General features: G+C 37.5%; 13 protein-coding genes and 1 pseudogene. 10 read left to right on the top strand and 4 right to left on the bottom strand.

The window, feature by feature from the left end; genetic code table 11:
- Both ABMA79_RS15475 and ABMA79_RS15470 read left to right on the top strand, forming a co-directional pair.
- Positions 1-967: pseudogene (locus tag ABMA79_RS15475) on the top strand (chromosome segregation protein SMC); the annotation flags it as partial.
- Entirely contained in the window at positions 967-1,557 is a 591-nt protein-coding gene (locus ABMA79_RS15470) for an outer membrane lipoprotein carrier protein LolA (RefSeq protein ID WP_392857895.1), read from the top strand. The pseudogene ABMA79_RS15475 and the gene ABMA79_RS15470, both read left to right, overlap by 1 nt.
- Here the strand turns inward: ABMA79_RS15470 and ABMA79_RS15465 are convergent.
- Positions 1,538-3,496, bottom strand: a complete 1,959-nt coding sequence (locus tag ABMA79_RS15465; RefSeq protein ID WP_393093790.1) for a transglycosylase SLT domain-containing protein — start codon at positions 3,494-3,496, stop codon at positions 1,538-1,540. The two genes, ABMA79_RS15470 and ABMA79_RS15465, sit on opposite strands and share 20 nt — an antisense overlap.
- A gap of 143 nt (positions 3,497-3,639) precedes the next feature.
- Here ABMA79_RS15465 and rimO point away from each other — a divergent pair, with 143 nt between their 5' ends.
- The gene (gene rimO, locus ABMA79_RS15460; RefSeq protein WP_392857890.1) at positions 3,640-5,025 is read left to right on the top strand and encodes a 30S ribosomal protein S12 methylthiotransferase RimO; all 1,386 of its coding nucleotides are present in this window, start codon (positions 3,640-3,642) and stop codon (positions 5,023-5,025) included.
- On the opposite strand, the gene ABMA79_RS15455 is transcribed toward rimO, so the two are convergent.
- Positions 5,022-8,864 (bottom strand): Ig domain-containing protein, encoded by a 3,843-nt coding sequence (locus tag ABMA79_RS15455; RefSeq protein WP_393093788.1) that lies wholly within the window; start codon positions 8,862-8,864, stop codon positions 5,022-5,024. The two genes, rimO and ABMA79_RS15455, sit on opposite strands and share 4 nt — an antisense overlap.
- Positions 8,865-9,070: 206 nt before the next feature.
- Here ABMA79_RS15455 and ABMA79_RS15450 point away from each other — a divergent pair, with 206 nt between their 5' ends.
- Positions 9,071-9,847 carry a hypothetical protein gene (locus ABMA79_RS15450; RefSeq protein ID WP_392857887.1) on the top strand — a complete coding sequence of 259 codons (777 nt, stop codon included), beginning with the start codon at positions 9,071-9,073 and terminating at the stop codon, positions 9,845-9,847.
- Here ABMA79_RS15450 and epmA read toward each other — a convergent pair whose 3' ends face one another.
- Positions 9,848-10,810: an EF-P lysine aminoacylase EpmA gene (gene epmA, locus ABMA79_RS15445; protein ID WP_393093785.1), complete on the bottom strand. Its 963-nt coding sequence runs from the start codon at positions 10,808-10,810 to the stop codon at positions 9,848-9,850.
- 82 nt (positions 10,811-10,892) lie between these two features.
- Here epmA and ftsY point away from each other — a divergent pair, with 82 nt between their 5' ends.
- The 5 genes from ftsY (at position 10,893) to ABMA79_RS15420 (ending at position 15,159) form a co-directional block, all read left to right on the top strand.
- On the top strand, positions 10,893-12,128 hold the full coding sequence (gene ftsY / locus ABMA79_RS15440) for a signal recognition particle-docking protein FtsY (RefSeq protein ID WP_393093783.1): 1,236 nt from the start codon (positions 10,893-10,895) through the stop codon (positions 12,126-12,128).
- Between the two features lie 42 nt (positions 12,129-12,170).
- A complete protein-coding gene (zapA, locus tag ABMA79_RS15435; protein WP_392857883.1) occupies positions 12,171-12,476 on the top strand; it encodes a cell division protein ZapA in 306 nt (101 codons plus the stop codon).
- A 1-nt stretch (position 12,477) separates the two neighbouring features.
- Entirely contained in the window at positions 12,478-13,050 is a 573-nt protein-coding gene (locus ABMA79_RS15430) for a 5-formyltetrahydrofolate cyclo-ligase (RefSeq protein WP_393063851.1), read from the top strand.
- An 18-nt stretch (positions 13,051-13,068) separates the two neighbouring features.
- Positions 13,069-14,622 carry a ribonuclease Y gene (gene rny / locus ABMA79_RS15425; protein ID WP_392858018.1) on the top strand — a complete coding sequence of 518 codons (1,554 nt, stop codon included), beginning with the start codon at positions 13,069-13,071 and terminating at the stop codon, positions 14,620-14,622.
- 72 nt (positions 14,623-14,694) lie between these two features.
- Positions 14,695-15,159: a hypothetical protein gene (locus tag ABMA79_RS15420; RefSeq protein ID WP_393093780.1), complete on the top strand. Its 465-nt coding sequence runs from the start codon at positions 14,695-14,697 to the stop codon at positions 15,157-15,159.
- On the opposite strand, the gene ABMA79_RS15415 is transcribed toward ABMA79_RS15420, so the two are convergent.
- Positions 15,077-16,078, bottom strand: a complete 1,002-nt coding sequence (locus ABMA79_RS15415) for a tRNA dihydrouridine synthase (protein ID WP_393093777.1) — start codon at positions 16,076-16,078, stop codon at positions 15,077-15,079. The two genes, ABMA79_RS15420 and ABMA79_RS15415, sit on opposite strands and share 83 nt — an antisense overlap.
- 81 nt (positions 16,079-16,159) lie before the next feature.
- Between ABMA79_RS15415 and ABMA79_RS15410 the strand changes: the two genes are divergently transcribed.
- A partial coding sequence (locus ABMA79_RS15410) for an NUDIX domain-containing protein (RefSeq protein ID WP_393093774.1) occupies positions 16,160-16,516 on the top strand: 357 nt, incomplete at its 3' end.

The raw sequence follows: 16,516 nt of genomic DNA, 5'->3' as shown, positions 1-16,516 counted from the left end.
CTCTGAGCTTCTACTTGCAATGCAAGAAAGAGAAGACCAAGTTAAGGAACTATCTAAGAATATCAATAAGGCAGATAAAGAAGTTGCTGAAAAAGAAGTACGTCTTGAAAGATGCCTGAACGAAGAAGAAGAAAATGTTCGTAATATCTTTGAGAAGTATCGTGTTGATCTTCGCGAATCAATTGGACGCTACCTTGAGTACGCTGAAACAGATTTTGAAAAGCTTAATGATGTTTCAACAATGTACTTTATGGAAACAGAGAATGGTCCAAAAGAAATTGAAAAAGAATCATATGAATTTGTTCGCAAGTACGGCCAAGACCTTAAGGATCAAGGCTTTAAACTTAAGAACTATAAGTCTGAATTTGGTCGCCTAGGTGAAATCAACTGGCAAGCGATTGAAGACTACGATAGACAAAAGCTTCGTTATGACTTCCTAAAGGTTCAAGAAGTTGAATTAAGAAAGTCTCTTGAAGATCTTCAGAATGCAATCAATCACATCGATGAGAAATCAAAAGAAAGATTTAAAGTTGCTTTTGAAGAAGTTGATACGAGATTTAGAAAAGTTTTCCCAATTATCTTTGGTGGAGGGGAAGCTCGTCTTGAAATCGTTGGTGATATTGATGATGCTGAATGTGGTGTTGATATTATCGCTAAGCCACCAGGGAAGAAAATGCAGAATATTAACCTAATGTCTGGTGGTGAAAAGGCCATGACTGCGGTTTCTCTAATCTTCTCGATCTTCCTAGTTAAGCCATCACCATTCTGTCTACTGGATGAGGTTGATGCTCCTCTTGATGATGCCAACGTTGGACGTTTTAATGAACTTCTTCGTGAAATGAGTGCTGAATCACAGTTCATTCTTATTACACATAATAAGAAAACAATGGAGCTAAATGATACACTATATGGTGTAACAATGCAGGAGCCTGGTGTTTCGAAGGCAGTTTCGGTACAATTACAGTAATGAAAAAACTACTACCACTTTTAATGATTTCTAATATGGCCTTGGGTTTTGTCCCAAGGTCTTTTTCGACTGAATATAAGCAAATTGTAAAAAATCAACTGACAGGAACTCCAAAAGAGTCGACTGGAAAATTTGATTATGAGTATCCTGGTAAGCTTAGACTTGAACAAAAGGGATCAGATGCACTTGTTTATGTCACAAATGAGAAAACAACTTGGATCAAAAGAGATGGCTTCATGCCAGGAGATCCAGCAGAAGTAATTATTCATAAGGGTAGCGATAAAGGCCTATCTAATTTCTTTGACCTTTTAAAGAGTGGCCTAAAATCAAATAAGAATTATAAAGTTAAAGATGGAGCAAGTTATAGTGTTCTTATCTTTACTGAGACTTCTGTAAAATCAACTGGTGTTGTTGAAACAAAGCTAACTTTTAAGGGAAAGAAAGAGTTCTCTAATATAGCTTCAATTGATATTAATTACGCTGATGGGAAGGTTGTTAAGCTTGAGCTTAGCAACGTTAAGAATGAAAGCTTTAAGACAAAGCACTTCATCCTTAACGTTCCAAAGAATGCTAATGTGTCATATCAATAAAACCGCCACGGAAGAAGTTTTCTTTCAACGTTAACGGCTCATTACTTAGAAGACGAGAGTAAATAAGGTAGTTTCTAGCGACTAGTTTTACATACTTTCTCGTTTCTTTATAAGGAATCTCTTCAATAAATTCTAAGTCCGGAAGGATAATACGACTTCGCCAACGACGAATTGGTGTTCCGCCTGCATTGTAGCTTGCGACAAAATCGATAAAATTATTATTTCTTCTCTTCATAAGCTCATTTAATAAAAGGCTAGAGAAGGTAATGTTGATATTAGGATTATATAAATCTTCATATCCTTCGTATGGAATTTTATAGCGACGAGAAAGTCTCTTTCCTTGCTCTGGAATTAGTTGAAGCAGTCCAAATGCATCAGCTGGAGAGCGTGCATATTGGTTAAATGCTGATTCTTGACGTGCAATACTCATAAGTAGTGGAGTTGTTACCGTTTTAGAGCGATTATTTTCTAAAAATTCTTTTTTAAATGCCAAAGGAAAGGCAAATTGTGGATCCTCTTTTAAGATCTTCTCTTGTATCTTCGAGTCCTCTCTAAAGAATTTAAAGATCATAATATTGTAGTATTTAGCAGCATAAAGATCACTAAAGCTGACTTTGTCATTACTATCAATAATCTTTTTAGCGAGGTCCGTGTTTCCTAGATAAACTGCCCAAGCGAGTTCATCAATTGAGATATCGAACTTTTCTCGATAATCAATATGCTTAAGCTTAGTATGATTCATATGTGCTATCTGCCCATAGTAACCAAACTGATCTTCTTTTTGAATTCTGAGAAGTAGTTTTTGTGCTTCATCAAAACGATTTAACTTTTTTAGGCCAACAAACTTCCAGTAGAGAAAACGATAGTTCGGTTCATCGCTATTTTTTTCTTCAAAGCGATCAAACCACTGTATCATCTCTTCATAATTACCGGCCTTGTAATTTGTCCAAGCAACGTTCCATACAATACTTTCAAGGTGCTCATGCTTCCCTTCTACTGCAGCATAGGCTTTCTTGTAGAACTTAATTGAACGATCATATTTTCTAAGATCTTCAAAAATTCCACCTATCGTATAATAAGTCGTAACGACATACTCTTTTGGAACCTCTTTAAATAATAAGAGATTTCTTAAAACACGTACTGCTCTTTGAAGCTTGTCTTCCGTCCAATAAATTCGCGCAAGTCTAATTGTGTACTCGGCATGTCTTTCTTTTAGCTCTTGGCTTTCTCGATTCTTTTGTAAGTAGAGAACAAGGCTTCTGATATTATCTCTAAAGCTGTCGTTCTTTCTTTCTCTTTTGTAAGAGTTTGCCAATCTAAACCACGCCTCGACCTTATCCTCTTTAAGAGTGTCTTTATCGCGAATAATTTTTCGATAGAATTCACGGGCCTTAACGAATTGGCGATCTTGTTCAAAGCTTTTGGCCACATCTAAGTAGTTTTCACGCTGTGGCTCTTTCATATAGCGAGGTGAAACATCAATGAGTTTTTGATAGATGCGTTCTTGCTGCTGACTACCATCTTCAAATTTTTTCATGGCATCAAGTAAGAGCCTCTCAACTTCACCCTTTGTATTTAGATAGTCGACTTTATTTAAGACAGCACTAGCATAGACATCTGTGTAGTAAGTTTTTGAAATAATTGCATCAATTAGCTCTTCTCTTGCCCAGTAGGGATAGGCTTCAGTATTTTTATACTCTTCACTTAACTCCTGAATGCTCTTTGTACAATTCTTGTGATAATTGGAACGTAACCATGGAGCGAGAGGGAATTGCGTATGAAGAAACCTTTGGTACTCATCACAACTAACGGAATTATTCTTACTAATTTTAGAAAGTAAATTCGTTAGAGCACCATCTTGTGGTTTGGTTTTAGGAGGTCTTGTTAAATTTGTACAAGACAAGGCCAAAATAAATGTAGTTAGTAAGGTAAATCTCATTAACTACTAGGATAGGCCTTTAAGTAACTTCCTTCAAGTATCTGAAAATAGGCATTTCTGTTCCTAAAAAAATTACATAAGGCATTGAAAAAACGTCGGTTTAACACTATAAGTAGCTACTTTAGCTATACATGGAGAATTATATGTCTGAGATTTCATCTCAAGTTAACCAAAAATTTAATGACCGCACGGTTTATTTTACTTCACTAGGGTGTTCAAAGAACCTCGTTGATGCACAGGTTATGCTCGGGCATATGGGACTTAATGGTTTTAAAGTTGTAACAGAGCCTCAAGATTCTGAGGTTATTGTTGTTAATACTTGCTCATTTATTGAAGCTGCTAAGCAAGAATCTATTGAGATGATTCTTGATCTTGCTGACTATAAAGATGAAGAAGTGGGGAATTGTAAGGCCCTTGTTGTTTCTGGTTGTATGGCCCAGAGATATTCAGATGAGCTTGAAAAGAGTCTACCAGAAGTTGATATGTTTATTGGGACAGGTGAGTACAATAAGATTGTTCCTCTTTTAACTGCACTTGAAAATAATAAGCTAGAGAAGAAGTCATTTGTTGAAGTTCCAAGGTTCATTCACACGGAATTTGATCCAAGGCTAAACACTTCTCCATTCTATACAGCATGGCTAAAGATCTCTGAAGGCTGTAATAGAAATTGTACTTTCTGTATTATTCCAACTCTTCGTGGACGTCTTAGATCACGTACGGTTGAATCTCTTGTTGAAGAAGCAAAGCACCTTTCTTCTACAGGTGTTAGAGAGTTAAATCTAATTTCACAAGATCTATCTGATTACGGTGTTGATCTTAGTGATGAAAATAATCTATTCGAACTCCTATCAGGTCTTGAGACTGTTGATGGGGTTGATTGGGTACGTCTATTTTATTTCTACCCAGACGAACTTACTGATGAAGTTATTGAAAAAATGGCAACATCTTCAAAAGTTTGTAAGTATCTTGACATGCCAGTTCAACACTTCTCGGACTACGTTCTAAAGCGTATGAACAGAAAGATTACTGGTGAAAAAATTATGGAGCGTATCACAAAGCTTCGTGAAAGAATCCCTGGAATCGTTCTTAGAACTTCAATCATCGTTGGATTCCCTGGTGAGTCTGAAGAGGATTTTGAAAAACTGCTTGAAGGTATTAAGCAAGCTCGCTTCAATCACCTTGGTATCTTTAGATACTCAGATGAAGAAGGAACACCAGCTTACCGTCTAAAAGATAAGAATTCACAAGAAGTTATCGATGAGCGTTTTGATCGTCTTTATGAAGTTCAAAAAGAAATTGCAAGAGAGCTTAATCAAGAATTCTTAGGACAAACGGTAGAAGTTCTCGTTGAAGGTACACACGAAGATACAGATCTACTGATCGTAGGTCGCCACTTTGGTCAGGCTCCTGATATCGACGGTAAGGTAATTATCAATGACTTAAATGAGAGAGATTTAAAAATCGGTGACCTCGTTAAAGTTGAGATCACCGACGTATTAGATTTTGATTTAGTTGGACGTGTAATCTAGACATCATCGTTAAACTTATAAGCCGGAAATTCCATTAGGCGGTTTGCCCTAATTTGAGTTCCTGCGCCGTAGTCAGTATCTAAAGGTAGAGTCAGATAAATATCATACTCATCGTAATCCTTAACTTGATAGCTGTCTCCATTAATTGTGATATCCATTCCAGGGTAGACATAATCTTTTGGTAGTCCACCTTGTACTCTAACGACCATTTCACTTTTTCCAGCTCCATCTGCCCAAACAGTGATTGGTAGAAGTACATAATTTGCAGTATTAAGTGTTGGCGCTGTTGAAACTCCACAGGCCGAATAGTTTCCACCAGTATTTAAATCGTCCCAGTCTTGGAACCCATTAACAAGGTCTCCAAAAAGATCTGTTCCACTGTTATCCATTCCCCAGTCTCCAGCAACAAAAGCTTTATCTAGGTTGTTAACCTCAAATGAAGTATCCCAGTCTCTAATGTGTACATTAATTCGAGCTTGGATATCACTTGCTTGATCGTAGCAATTAAAAGTATAGAATGGATTTGCTCCCATATGTGGATCAACAATAGTATTAGGTGAATCCCACATACTCGCTGAGTTAGCATGAGCAAGTAGACCTTCCGCATAGTAATCAGTATTTCCATCATGGCAAGAGTTAGACTGCATATAGTTTGTAACGATTAGATTTGATGTACCACCTCTTTTTATTGGTGAACCAGGTGTATATGCTTTATCAACTCCATTAAATGCTTCAACAGACTGTGAAACAACACCGTTATTTACACCTTCTCGGCCAAATTCTGAAACAATTGCACCGTCAAGACATTGCCTTGGGTTTCCTCCACAAGAGAAAGAAGTTGGCGTCACTGTGTTTGTACATGAAGAAGGTGTGGCCACTGAGCCATCATCTGCAAGTACTTCTTCGTTGTAGCTGTAAGAAAGAACGGCATAACTAAAGCCACCGTTATCACATGATCTTCCTTCAAAATAGTTTCCTGTACATAAGTCAGCAAGAGTACCATCGAAGATTACCCCGTTTACATAGATAGCATTTGTATCAAATGTTGATACTTGAGCTAAGTTTCCGGCATCACCTGCATCAAATGTTAAGTTGGTTGCATTTACACATTCTGACGATGCACCTTCTGTTACTTGCACAATGTATCGTGAGGCAGCATCATACTTAATTTGATTGACAGTCGTTTTATTTGGCCTTCTCTTAAAGAACGAATATGGAACATACTCAAGTGTGTGACACATTCCTGGCCCTACTGCCGCACGAAGGTTGATATCTCTCGTATAGATATCTCTTTCTCCAACATCAAAGAAGCAGTCGATATCCACAACATCTTCAATATCAGAAGCAGAGCCTTTAGGGTTACTAATGATATCTCTCTTTTTAATACGACACTTATTAAAAATATTTCCTTCACCATCTTTATGGCCATAGAAAACAGGCGTGCTATCAATATCAAGAGTCACTTCGAAATAGTCTTCGATTAGAATATCAAATGATGTTGAACTAGTTCCTAAGATATTTTCTGCAGTCATCGTAAAAGTTTTTGATGCTGCTGCAACTTCTGGTGTACCAGAGATATATCCCGTTTCACTATCAAGAGTTAGCCCAGGAGGAAGCTCTGGAGAGATCGAGTAAGTAATAGACTCACCCTTAGGAAGAGTTGCGATAAGACTTGATTCAACACCTCTTTGTAATTCAAATGTAGCCAGGGCTTCATAATCAGTTAACGTTGCGGCGTTAGCGGCATATGGCCTTACTGATGAGAATGTCTCTGGTAGTGAACCAGAAAGAGGATTTGTAAGTGGTGAAGGTAATGTAACTGGTTTCCCATCAGCACTTTGTAATAAAGCGGTTCTATCGCCAGTGTTAATTGCTGATAATGATAAACTGGCATTATTCGAATTAGTGAGCAGATCCATTCCACTAACAAGCGAAGCGACACTACTAAATGTTGCTTTCATTACTGGGGTCCACATTTCTTGAATCGTATAATTTGTTGCCGTTGCGCAATCAGAGATTAAAGAAGTTGATGCAACAAAGTTTCTCTTTGAAGCTGTATCATTTGGATTTTTAATTTGATTAATGAAAAGGTAACCACTTAGTCCTGCTTCATTTGGATTTCCTGTTACAATAGCACGGGCATATTCATTGGTTGGTGCTGCAGGAAATTCCATACAAAGCGCTGGCTGAGTTGCAAGGTAGACATCCGTAAATGCAGCTGTCGAATTTAATTTAAGTACATGTGTAAGTGAAACTGGAGTCGTTTGAATAACAGCTTCCTCATCTAAGAAGTCTTTATAGTTATCAATAGAAGAGTCTTTTGCGAATTCTCCTGAAATGACTTGAACAATCAGATATTTTTCGTTTCCATCAATATCTAAAATTCTCTTAATGATACCTGTTGCACCTTCTGTTAGAGGAGGTAGGGCCGAAGTTGAAACCCTTTGTCCAACTGAAAAAGTAGAAAAGTTTTGAACTAGATTCTTTACTTTAAAAGCAACAAGTTGAGAGTATGATAAGTTTTCCGGAGGATTAATTACTCCAATATCAAAAGTGAACTCACGAGTTGAAATATCGTTTGAGATTGTTACTGTGTATTCCTTAGCTTCTTGAAGAGCATGATCTCCGGCACCAGACGTATCAACAATATATCCAAAAAGAGGACTATCAACATCCTTAATAAGTCTAAGTGTTGAAGGTAAGTCTGGTGAGACTTCAATCTTCGTACTATTGTCGTAGCCTATAAACTCTTCCGACGAAATGGCCGTATTATTTACAAATTTTAAAATAATATTAGAATCTGGTTGGTAGAAGTATTTTACTTTTTGTACGATAGCTTCAGAGTTTGAAAATGGAATCGAGTTATCGATAAGGTCACCAGGATAAATACTTCCTGAAGATACAATACCATAGACTGTTTTTGTTTCATCTTTGTAAGTGATAGTTCCTTGTGCGCCGTTTGCCGTCATAAAACCTTCTGATGTAATAGCATCATTGGCAAGAAATCCAGCATTAGAGTTTAGCTCAAGTCCAATATAACTAGGCCCTGCAAAAGGGAAGGCAACAGTATTAGTGTTTGTCCCATCGTAATTATAATAACAAGTACCTGCACTTAGGTAGACATCTCCAATCGCTGGAGACGCAGGTGGAATTGTTCCAATTCCTGTTCCAGTACAATTAAATGACGTATCATTGATTAATGTTAGCTCCTCAGGAATCGGTGCTTGGACAGAGATATTTGGCATTGATGTAATTGTAATCGTTTGCGCCGCTTCAGCTCCAGGGTTATAGAAGTTGAAATTTGTAGCTGCTGCTGTGAACTTTCTAATAGGAGTTGTTGTACTTGCTAACTTGATGATCCCGGTTTTAGAATTTGTGTCAAATGTCGAAGCGTAAGTTAACCCTAGATCTGATCCATAATTAAAACCAGCATTAGTAATAGGGTCCAAAAAGTTATTTTGAGTAGAGCTTGTAATAGTTTTTTCATCCTCAAAGCCAACGATTGTATAATCTCCAAAGCTTCCTGATGGCTCAATATAATCGACTATATTTGCAGAATTATTGTTTATAAGAGCTTCGTCTCCAATAGCAAAAATGTAATGGAGGTTTGAATAACTAACTGATGTAGGTATTTCGATAGTACTCGGATCAATTGGAAAACCGTTGTCATCAACGAACTCACTAGGTGGATCGATAACTTCTCCAACAGAGCTTGATGCATCATCACTGCTTGCGCCATCTTCTTTAAACTTCGTTAAGCTATCTGGCACACATGAAGTTGCGATGAGCAGAAGGATTAATATTAAATGTAGAGACGGTTTACCTTTTAACGTTTTCATAACTTCATTATCGAATGATTCTTAAACAATCTTTACCTAAATTCATTAGGCCAGTATTTGTCAGCAGTTAGAGGTATTTATTGCCTAGAACCTAGACACAAAATTGACAAATTTTGTTGGCTAAAAATTGCTAACTTCCTAAAAATTCGAAGCACCATTATAATAGTGTTTATATTGATAAATACTTGATTATTCGGGAGAGAGTTGTGAAGAGATTCGTCTTAATTTGTTTGATTTCAACTTCTGCATTTGCACAGATAACATTTCTACAAGAGCTAAGACCTTTTGTGGAAAAGAATATTTCGACATCGTTGGCCGATAAGATTTGGGGAGAAAAAGATGAGGTGGAGCTTCCTGCAATTCCTATCGTTAAGAAAGATGCTAAAGACTTAAGTGTTTATTCAAAGAAAGAATATAAGTCACCTTTTACTAAAGAGCAGATGTCTCAGTACAATCTATCATTTATCAATGAGCTTATTAAGGCCACGCGCGAGCTTGACGCTAACAGAGATGAGTTATCAAAATGGTATGCAACTCTTGAGCAGGGGGGAACACGTGAAGGTGTTTATCGTTCACTAGTTCTTTCTCAATACTACCAGCGTCTAGAAAATTATAACCAGCAAACTTCGAAGGCCGCTAAAGAGGTTACAGTTACAATCTTTAAAAAGTATCTTAATAAAGATCTCGATATTAAAAAACTTGATCAATTAAATATCTATTCAGTGAAGAGAATTTTAGTGGAGAACTCAATTGATGTTCAAGATGCTCTACTAGCAAAATCTCAAGATGAGTTTGCTCGTTGGTATGCGGTTTATTCAGCAGAATTAGCAAATGCATTCCCTATTTGGAATAGTAAACTACGTTCTGCAAAAGAGAGTGGAGTGCACTATCGTTGGGCGATGAAGATGACTCCGGATGTTGTAAAATCTGAATTTATCTTGAAGACTCACTTATTATTTAATCGACTTCAAAAGAAACAATAATTAATCATAGAAGGCGTCTTCTTCCATGCCTGTTAAGGACATAAGAAGGCGCTCTACTCCTAGTGCGATCCCCGCACTCTTTGGCAATCCTTTCTCCAGCTGATTTAAAAATCTCTTAGGCCAAGGCAGACTGTAGCCATAAAGCTCTTTTTTTAATTTTGCATCTTTTTCAAAACGAGAACTTTGTTCGCTTGAGTCAGTAAGTTCATTGAAACAATTACAAATTTCGATTCCACGGCAATAGACCTCAAATCGTTCACATACTCTAGGATCATTCTCTTTAATTGTTGAAAGTGCGCGTAGAGGCGCAGGAAATTCATAGAGAAGAAGAAAAGGGTGCTTCTCCATTTCTGGTTCAATATAATTATACATCAGTAGAAAGAAGAGATCGTCCCATGCATAATCATCTCTATTTCCTGAAAGATTAATTCTTGAAAATTTTTGATCAATTAAATTATAGAGCTCATCGCGATCCATGAGTTCAAGAATATCGATATTTAGAACTTCTAAAAATATCTCCTGAACTGTCACTTTCTTTATCTTGTCATCGAGATCAATAACTCTGATTCCTTTTGACCTTAAGTAGGCATGACAAAATTGATAGAGCTTGATTGTGTCCTCCATGATCTTTTCATAGTTCTCTCTAGCTCGGTACCATTCAAGCATGATGAATTGCTTTCTGTGAGTGGAGCTGTTTGGCTCGTCGCGAAAACAGTAACTCAAGGTAAATATTTTTTCGAGGCCTTCTTGAAGCAATTCCTTCATATGAAATTCTGGTGATGTATGAAGGTAGAGCTCGTGATTCTTGTTTTGATGCACTGAGTGGATTGCAAAGGGATGAATGTGAACTTCCATGCCCGGATTTTCCACAATTGGCGGTGTCAGCACATCCATAAAGCCATCTTTATTGAAAAAATTTCGAATTGCTTGTTGTAGATGAAATAGTTCGATCTTATTTGTCATTTTCACGCCAATTTTCGCCTTAAATATTGATTTTTATGCCTACATATCATATCTCTTAAACACACAAAATGGAGAATATATTATGTTGCAACTCGTTGCTCTTTTACAGTCTTGGGCGGATCAGGCCCAGCTAAATATGACAATCACTGTCGAAATGGCATATGCATTTATCGCACTATGCTCTGCACTTGGTATCAGTGGATTCACTGGTGTTTTCTATCTTCTAAAACCTAAGGCCCAGCCGAAACTTCCTGAAGTTACTGAAACTAAGGAAGAGGTTACTACTGAAGTTGTTGAAACTCCTGAGGCAGAAGCTAAACAAATTGAAGCTGAAGTTGTGCAAGAAGCTCCAAAGGTTGAACCTGCGCCAGCGCCAGTTCCAGAAAAATCATGGAAGGATCGTCTTACAAAAGGTCTAAGCCGTTCTCGTGATGGTGTTTGGGGTAAGATTGGAAGTCTTTTTTCTGGTGGTGGACTTGATGATGATGCCCTGGAAGAAGTAGAAGAGCTTCTCTACGGAGCAGATCTTGGGCCTAAGGCAACAGGTGAGCTAATTGAATCACTTGAAGAAAAAGCAAAAAGCTCTGACTTCGATGAGGCACAATTTAAAGCGTATATTAAAGAGTTCTTAAAAAATAAAATGGCCGATGTTCAATCAAGAAACGAAGGTGACTTATTTGAATTCTCTGGCAATAGCATTGGTATGCCAAAAGTCATTATGGTTGTTGGTGTAAATGGCGCAGGAAAAACGACAACAATTGGAAAGCTAGCAACTAAACTGACGCAACAAGGTGCGAAAGTCGTTGTTGGAGCTTGTGATACTTTTAGGGCCGCGGCCGTAGATCAGCTTCAAGTATGGTGTGAGAGAGCAGGCGCAACAATGATTCGCGCAAAAGAAGGGGCCAACCCAAGTGGTGTAGGTTACGACGCTCTGCAAACTGCAATTAATGAAAAGGCCGATTACTGTATTCTTGATACGGCCGGTCGCCTTCACACTGCTGGTAACCTAATGGAAGAGTTATCGAAGAGTAAGACTGTATTAAAGAAACTGATGGAGGATGCACCTCATCATACATTATTAGTAATTGATGCAATTACTGGTCAAAACGCAATCCGCCAAGCTGAAGAGTTTCACAAGGCACTTGATCTAACTGGTCTTGTATTTACAAAATGTGACGGTTCTTCAAAAGCGGGAAGTGCAATTTCCATTGTTGATAGTCTGCAAATTCCAATTACCTATATTGGTGTTGGAGAAAATGTCGAAGACCTGAGTGTGTTTAATTTAGATGAATATCTTGACGCACTGGTCGGTAATTGATTGATTGACTGAAATCCTTTGTAGGACTACAATTAAATAACTATGGATATAAGTACGGAAGTAAAAGAATATCAAATTTTAGGTCATAACTTTAGACTCAAAGAGTCTAATGAAGATGAGGTTGTTTCAGCAACTGAAATTGTTGAGTATGTTGAATCAATCGCAAGCAATATTCGCCAAAAGGCGCCTTCAATTTCTGACTCTCAGTTAGCAGCTCTCGTTGCACTTGAGTTAGCAAAAGAAAAGCTATCTTTAGAAAGGGAATACAGAAGTGAGATTAATGAAGTTAAGTCTCTTTCTGATAATGCACTAAAATTGATTGAAGAAGCACTTCCAAAAACTCACTAAAATGAGTCTTGAAAAGAAAGAGCTTCGAAAAAAGATATTAGAAGAATTAGCTAGTTTAAGCTTAGATGATCAAAGACAACTGTCTGAGAAAGTCTGTTCAAATATCGATTCTCTTTTAAAATCCGAAAACTTAAATCCTAAGCACCTAGGGGTTTTCTTTCCAATTCCAGGTGAAGTTAATTGTTTAATTTTGAAGACGAAAACTAATTTTAGTTTTCCTTCGTTTGGCGAAGACTCGTTGCAGATGTGCTTTCGAAGTACGCCGATAAATGAACTTGAAAAAGTTCAGGCTTTTGGAAAAGAGTTTAAGGTTCCTAAGAATGGTGACCCAATAGTTTTTCCTGAAGTTATTTTAGTTCCTGGAGTTGCCTTTGATAAGAAGGGGCATCGCTTGGGAAGAGGTAAGGGTTATTACGATATTTACCTCGATAAATTGATTAATATTGATAAGAAGAAAGTTATAAAAATTGGAGTTTGCTTTAATCAACAGTTGGTTAGTGAAGTTGCCTTTGAAGATCATGATCAAGCAATGAATTATATCGTAACTGATAGGGAAGTGATTAAAGTTAATTAATAGGAGAGAGAAATGAGTATGGATTTAATCTTAGCTTCACTTCTTTTCCTTGTTGTTGGACTAGCAGTAGGTTTTGTTATACGCAATCTTCAAGCAAAGAAAGAAGTGCTTGAAAGAGAAGCTAAAGGTGACGAAATTATTGAAAAGGCCAAAACACAGGCAAAAGACATTAGCTATAAAGCGAGAAAAGAGGCGAAAGAGGCAGCTCAAGAAGAAAAGAAGGAAGCTGACAAGTATGCCGAACGTGTGAAGCGCGAACTAAACGATCAGGAAAAAGATCTTAATAAGAGACAAGCAAAGCTTGAATCGAAAATGGATGAACTTGATGAGAAGACTAAGAAAGTCGAAAAGCGCGAAGAAGACGTAAAAGAAAAAGAGTTAGATGCTCTTAAAGAAAAAGAAAAATTTGTTGTTCGCCAAGAAGAGTATGCATCGAAGTTATCTGAAGTTGCTGCTATGACAAAAGAACAAGCAAAAGATGAGCTACTTGATACGATGAAAGAAGAAGCTCAAGTTGATTTTTCTAAGATGATTACTCGTATGGAAGAGGAAGCTAAAGAAGAAGCTGAAAACCGTGCGAAGAGAATTGTTGGAATAGCAATTCAAAGATACGCAGGAGAGCACGTTGGTGAAAAGACGATCTCAACTGTAGATCTACCATCTGATGATGTTAAAGGTCGTCTAATCGGTCGTGAAGGTCGTAATATTCGAGCTTTCGAGCAGATTTGTGGTGTTGACCTAATTATCGATGATACTCCTGAGATTGTTGTTATTTCTTCATTCAACGTTGTAAGACGTGAGATTGCTAAAGATACAATTGAAAAGCTAATTGCTGACGGTCGTATTCACCCAGCAAAAATTGAAGAATTCCACGATAAATCAAAAGCTGAATTTGAGAAGAAGCTTCTTGCTCTAGGTGAGAAGGCACAAATGGAAATTGGTGTTCACGGTATTCACCCTGAGATCCTAAAACTTGTTGGTGCTCTAAACTTTAGAACTTCTTACACTCAAAACCAATACCAGCACGCAATTGAAGCAGCATTTATTGCTGGATCAATGGCCGCTGAGATGGGGCTGAATATTAAGCAAGCTCGTCGTGCAGGTCTACTACATGATATCGGTAAAGTTCTTGATGCATCTGCTGAAGGTTCACACGCTGTTATCGGTGCTGACTTTGCTAGAAAATATGGAGAGTCTGCGGACGTTGTTCACGCAATCCGTGCTCACCACGATGATGAAAAACCAGAGTCTATCCTTGCTCACATTGTTGCAGCAGCGGATGCGATCTCAGGTGCAAGACCAGGTGCTCGTAAGGCACTTACTGAGTCTTATGTTTCTCGTCTTACTGATATTGAAGAAATTGTTAACTCATTTGAAGGTGTTAGCAAGTCTTATGCGATATCAGGTGGACGTGAAGTTCGTGTCTTTGTTGAAAACGATAAGGTTGGAGATGAAGAAACTGTTATGCTATCTCGTAACATTGCTAAGCAAATCGAGGAGCAAATGTCTTACCCTGGAACAATTAAAATTACAGTTGTTCGTGAGACAAAAGCAGTTGGAGTTGCTAAGTAAAATAACTTCCATTTATAATATGAGAAAGGCACCTTTTGGGTGCCTTTCTTTTTTGGGCTTTCTGGAGGCAGCATGAAAATTGGAATTCGCTACTACTTATATTTTCTACCCTCGTTAGTGATTTTCTTCATTGCTTCGGCACTTCTTCACTTTTCAACTGAAGAGTATATTTGCTTCTTTACAGCGATTTCATTTGCCGGTCTCTACTGTCACCCTAATCGTGATGAGTATTTCGAGGGGCGAACAAGCCGTTTTAACTTTGCCAATGCGGTGATGAATTTCTATACAATCTTAGAGGACCGTATACCTGATAATACTTGGGGGAATGTGGTTTTAAGACACCTTCCAGGTTTTCTCTTTTTCTTATTAGTAGGACTTGTTGGAATTTCAACTCAGGCGCGAATCGTCTATATTGTTGGTGTATTTCTTTTTGAAGTTACTTTTTATTTCTTTATTAAGAATAATTCGCCACAAATTGATCTAGATGAGCACGAAACTCATGAATGTTCTGGGCACGAAGAAAACGGCCACGAATAGTTTCAAAGTTTTCATAGTCATCAAATAGATAACGGCAAAATGCTTTAAATCTTTTAAGTATTGTTGAGTCAACAAGGCCATTCTTTCGATACTCTTTATCAAGCTCATAGAAGTAAAGATCTAAGTTTTCAGCACGAACTTTCAGAAGAAATTCATCACTGATAAAATCCAAGTTTCCTTGATACTCTTTATAAATTGAGGCCAGCCATGGAGTCTTAAGTGCACTTCGGCCACACATAACTGCATACGGGTTACACTGATCAAAGATTCTATTGATATCCTCTATTGTCCAGATATCTCCATTGGCAATGATTGGGAGATTTGAAACTTTGACGGCCTTTTCGATGTAGCTCCAATCTGCGACACCTTTATAGAGTTGGTCACGAGTTCGTGCATGAATCGTAATCCCATCGACACCACAATCCTCAAAGAGTTTTAAGAGATCAAGATAAAGACTATCATCGTTATAACCAATTCTAATCTTTACAGTAAAAGTATTTTTAAAACCTTCTCGAATTTGTTTAATAATTTTTTCGAGTGCTTTTAAATCTGATAAAAGGTACGCGCCACCTTTATTTGAATTAACCTTCTTTGAAGGGCAACCAAGATTTAGGTCGATATGATGGTAATTCATTTCACTAATAAGTGAGATGGCCTGTTCGGTTTGAGCAATTTCTGAAGTTAGAAACTGGTAGGCAGTTTGTTCTGTATGGGCCTTTTTTTGTAGGTATGTTTCACCAAAGTGTTTGATTAATGTCTTTGCATTTACATTACCAACTGATGGGATTCGGTAAAAGTCTGTGTAGTAATAATCCCAGTCCCCAAAAATTCTTTGAATGACCTCGCGATATGGACCTTCCGTCACACCTTCCATCGGTGCAAATATGATTGAATTTTGTTTAAAAGGTAATGTACTCACACTTGGTTTATAAACAATAAAGGCGCAAAAAGCTACGCTGCTTTTTTAACATTTCAAAATTTTTAGGGTAAAAGTTAATTTATGGAAATCGCAATCGTAGTCCCGTATTCACTTGAAAGTGATGGACTTGTTCTTTGGGGACAAGTGAGAAAAGAAGATGGCCCTCTTGATGGTATGATCGAGTTCCCTGGTGGCAAGATTGAACCAGGTGAAGGCATTGAGCAGGCAGCACGTCGTGAGTTTAAAGAAGAAGTAGGCCATGAATTAAATAAAATTAGTCTCTTCACTCAGCTTAAGCACGATTATTCAGATCGAAGCGTCTTTTTATATGTCTATGTTGTTGAATATACAAAAGAAATGAGTCTGATCAGTCAAAAGATACCTTTTGAAAACGCTCAAAATGATGTAGAAAACCTTAATATTCCAGCAGCAAATAAA

Origin of the sequence: Halobacteriovorax sp. HFRX-2_2, from assembly GCF_043196705.1 — a bacterium.
GTDB lineage: Bacteria > Bdellovibrionota > Bacteriovoracia > Bacteriovoracales > Bacteriovoracaceae > Halobacteriovorax_A.
This window is presented reverse-complemented; position numbering and strand designations above follow the sequence as displayed.

Bases quoted from the DNA above. Each gene is read 5' to 3' on its own strand.
- ABMA79_RS15470 (WP_392857895.1), top strand. From the start codon at position 967: ATGAAAAAACTACTACCACTTTTAATGATTTCTAATATGGCCTTGGGT.
- ABMA79_RS15465 (WP_393093790.1), bottom strand. From the start codon at position 3,496: ATGAGATTTACCTTACTAACTACATTTATTTTGGCCTTGTCTTGTACA.
- rimO (WP_392857890.1), top strand. From the start codon at position 3,640: ATGTCTGAGATTTCATCTCAAGTTAACCAAAAATTTAATGACCGCACG.
- ABMA79_RS15455 (WP_393093788.1), bottom strand. From the start codon at position 8,864: ATGAAAACGTTAAAAGGTAAACCGTCTCTACATTTAATATTAATCCTT.
- epmA (WP_393093785.1), bottom strand. From the start codon at position 10,810: ATGACAAATAAGATCGAACTATTTCATCTACAACAAGCAATTCGAAAT.
- ftsY (WP_393093783.1), top strand. From the start codon at position 10,893: ATGTTGCAACTCGTTGCTCTTTTACAGTCTTGGGCGGATCAGGCCCAG.
- zapA (WP_392857883.1), top strand. From the start codon at position 12,171: ATGGATATAAGTACGGAAGTAAAAGAATATCAAATTTTAGGTCATAAC.
- ABMA79_RS15430 (WP_393063851.1), top strand. From the start codon at position 12,478: ATGAGTCTTGAAAAGAAAGAGCTTCGAAAAAAGATATTAGAAGAATTA.
- rny (WP_392858018.1), top strand. From the start codon at position 13,069: ATGGATTTAATCTTAGCTTCACTTCTTTTCCTTGTTGTTGGACTAGCA.
- ABMA79_RS15420 (WP_393093780.1), top strand. From the start codon at position 14,695: ATGAAAATTGGAATTCGCTACTACTTATATTTTCTACCCTCGTTAGTG.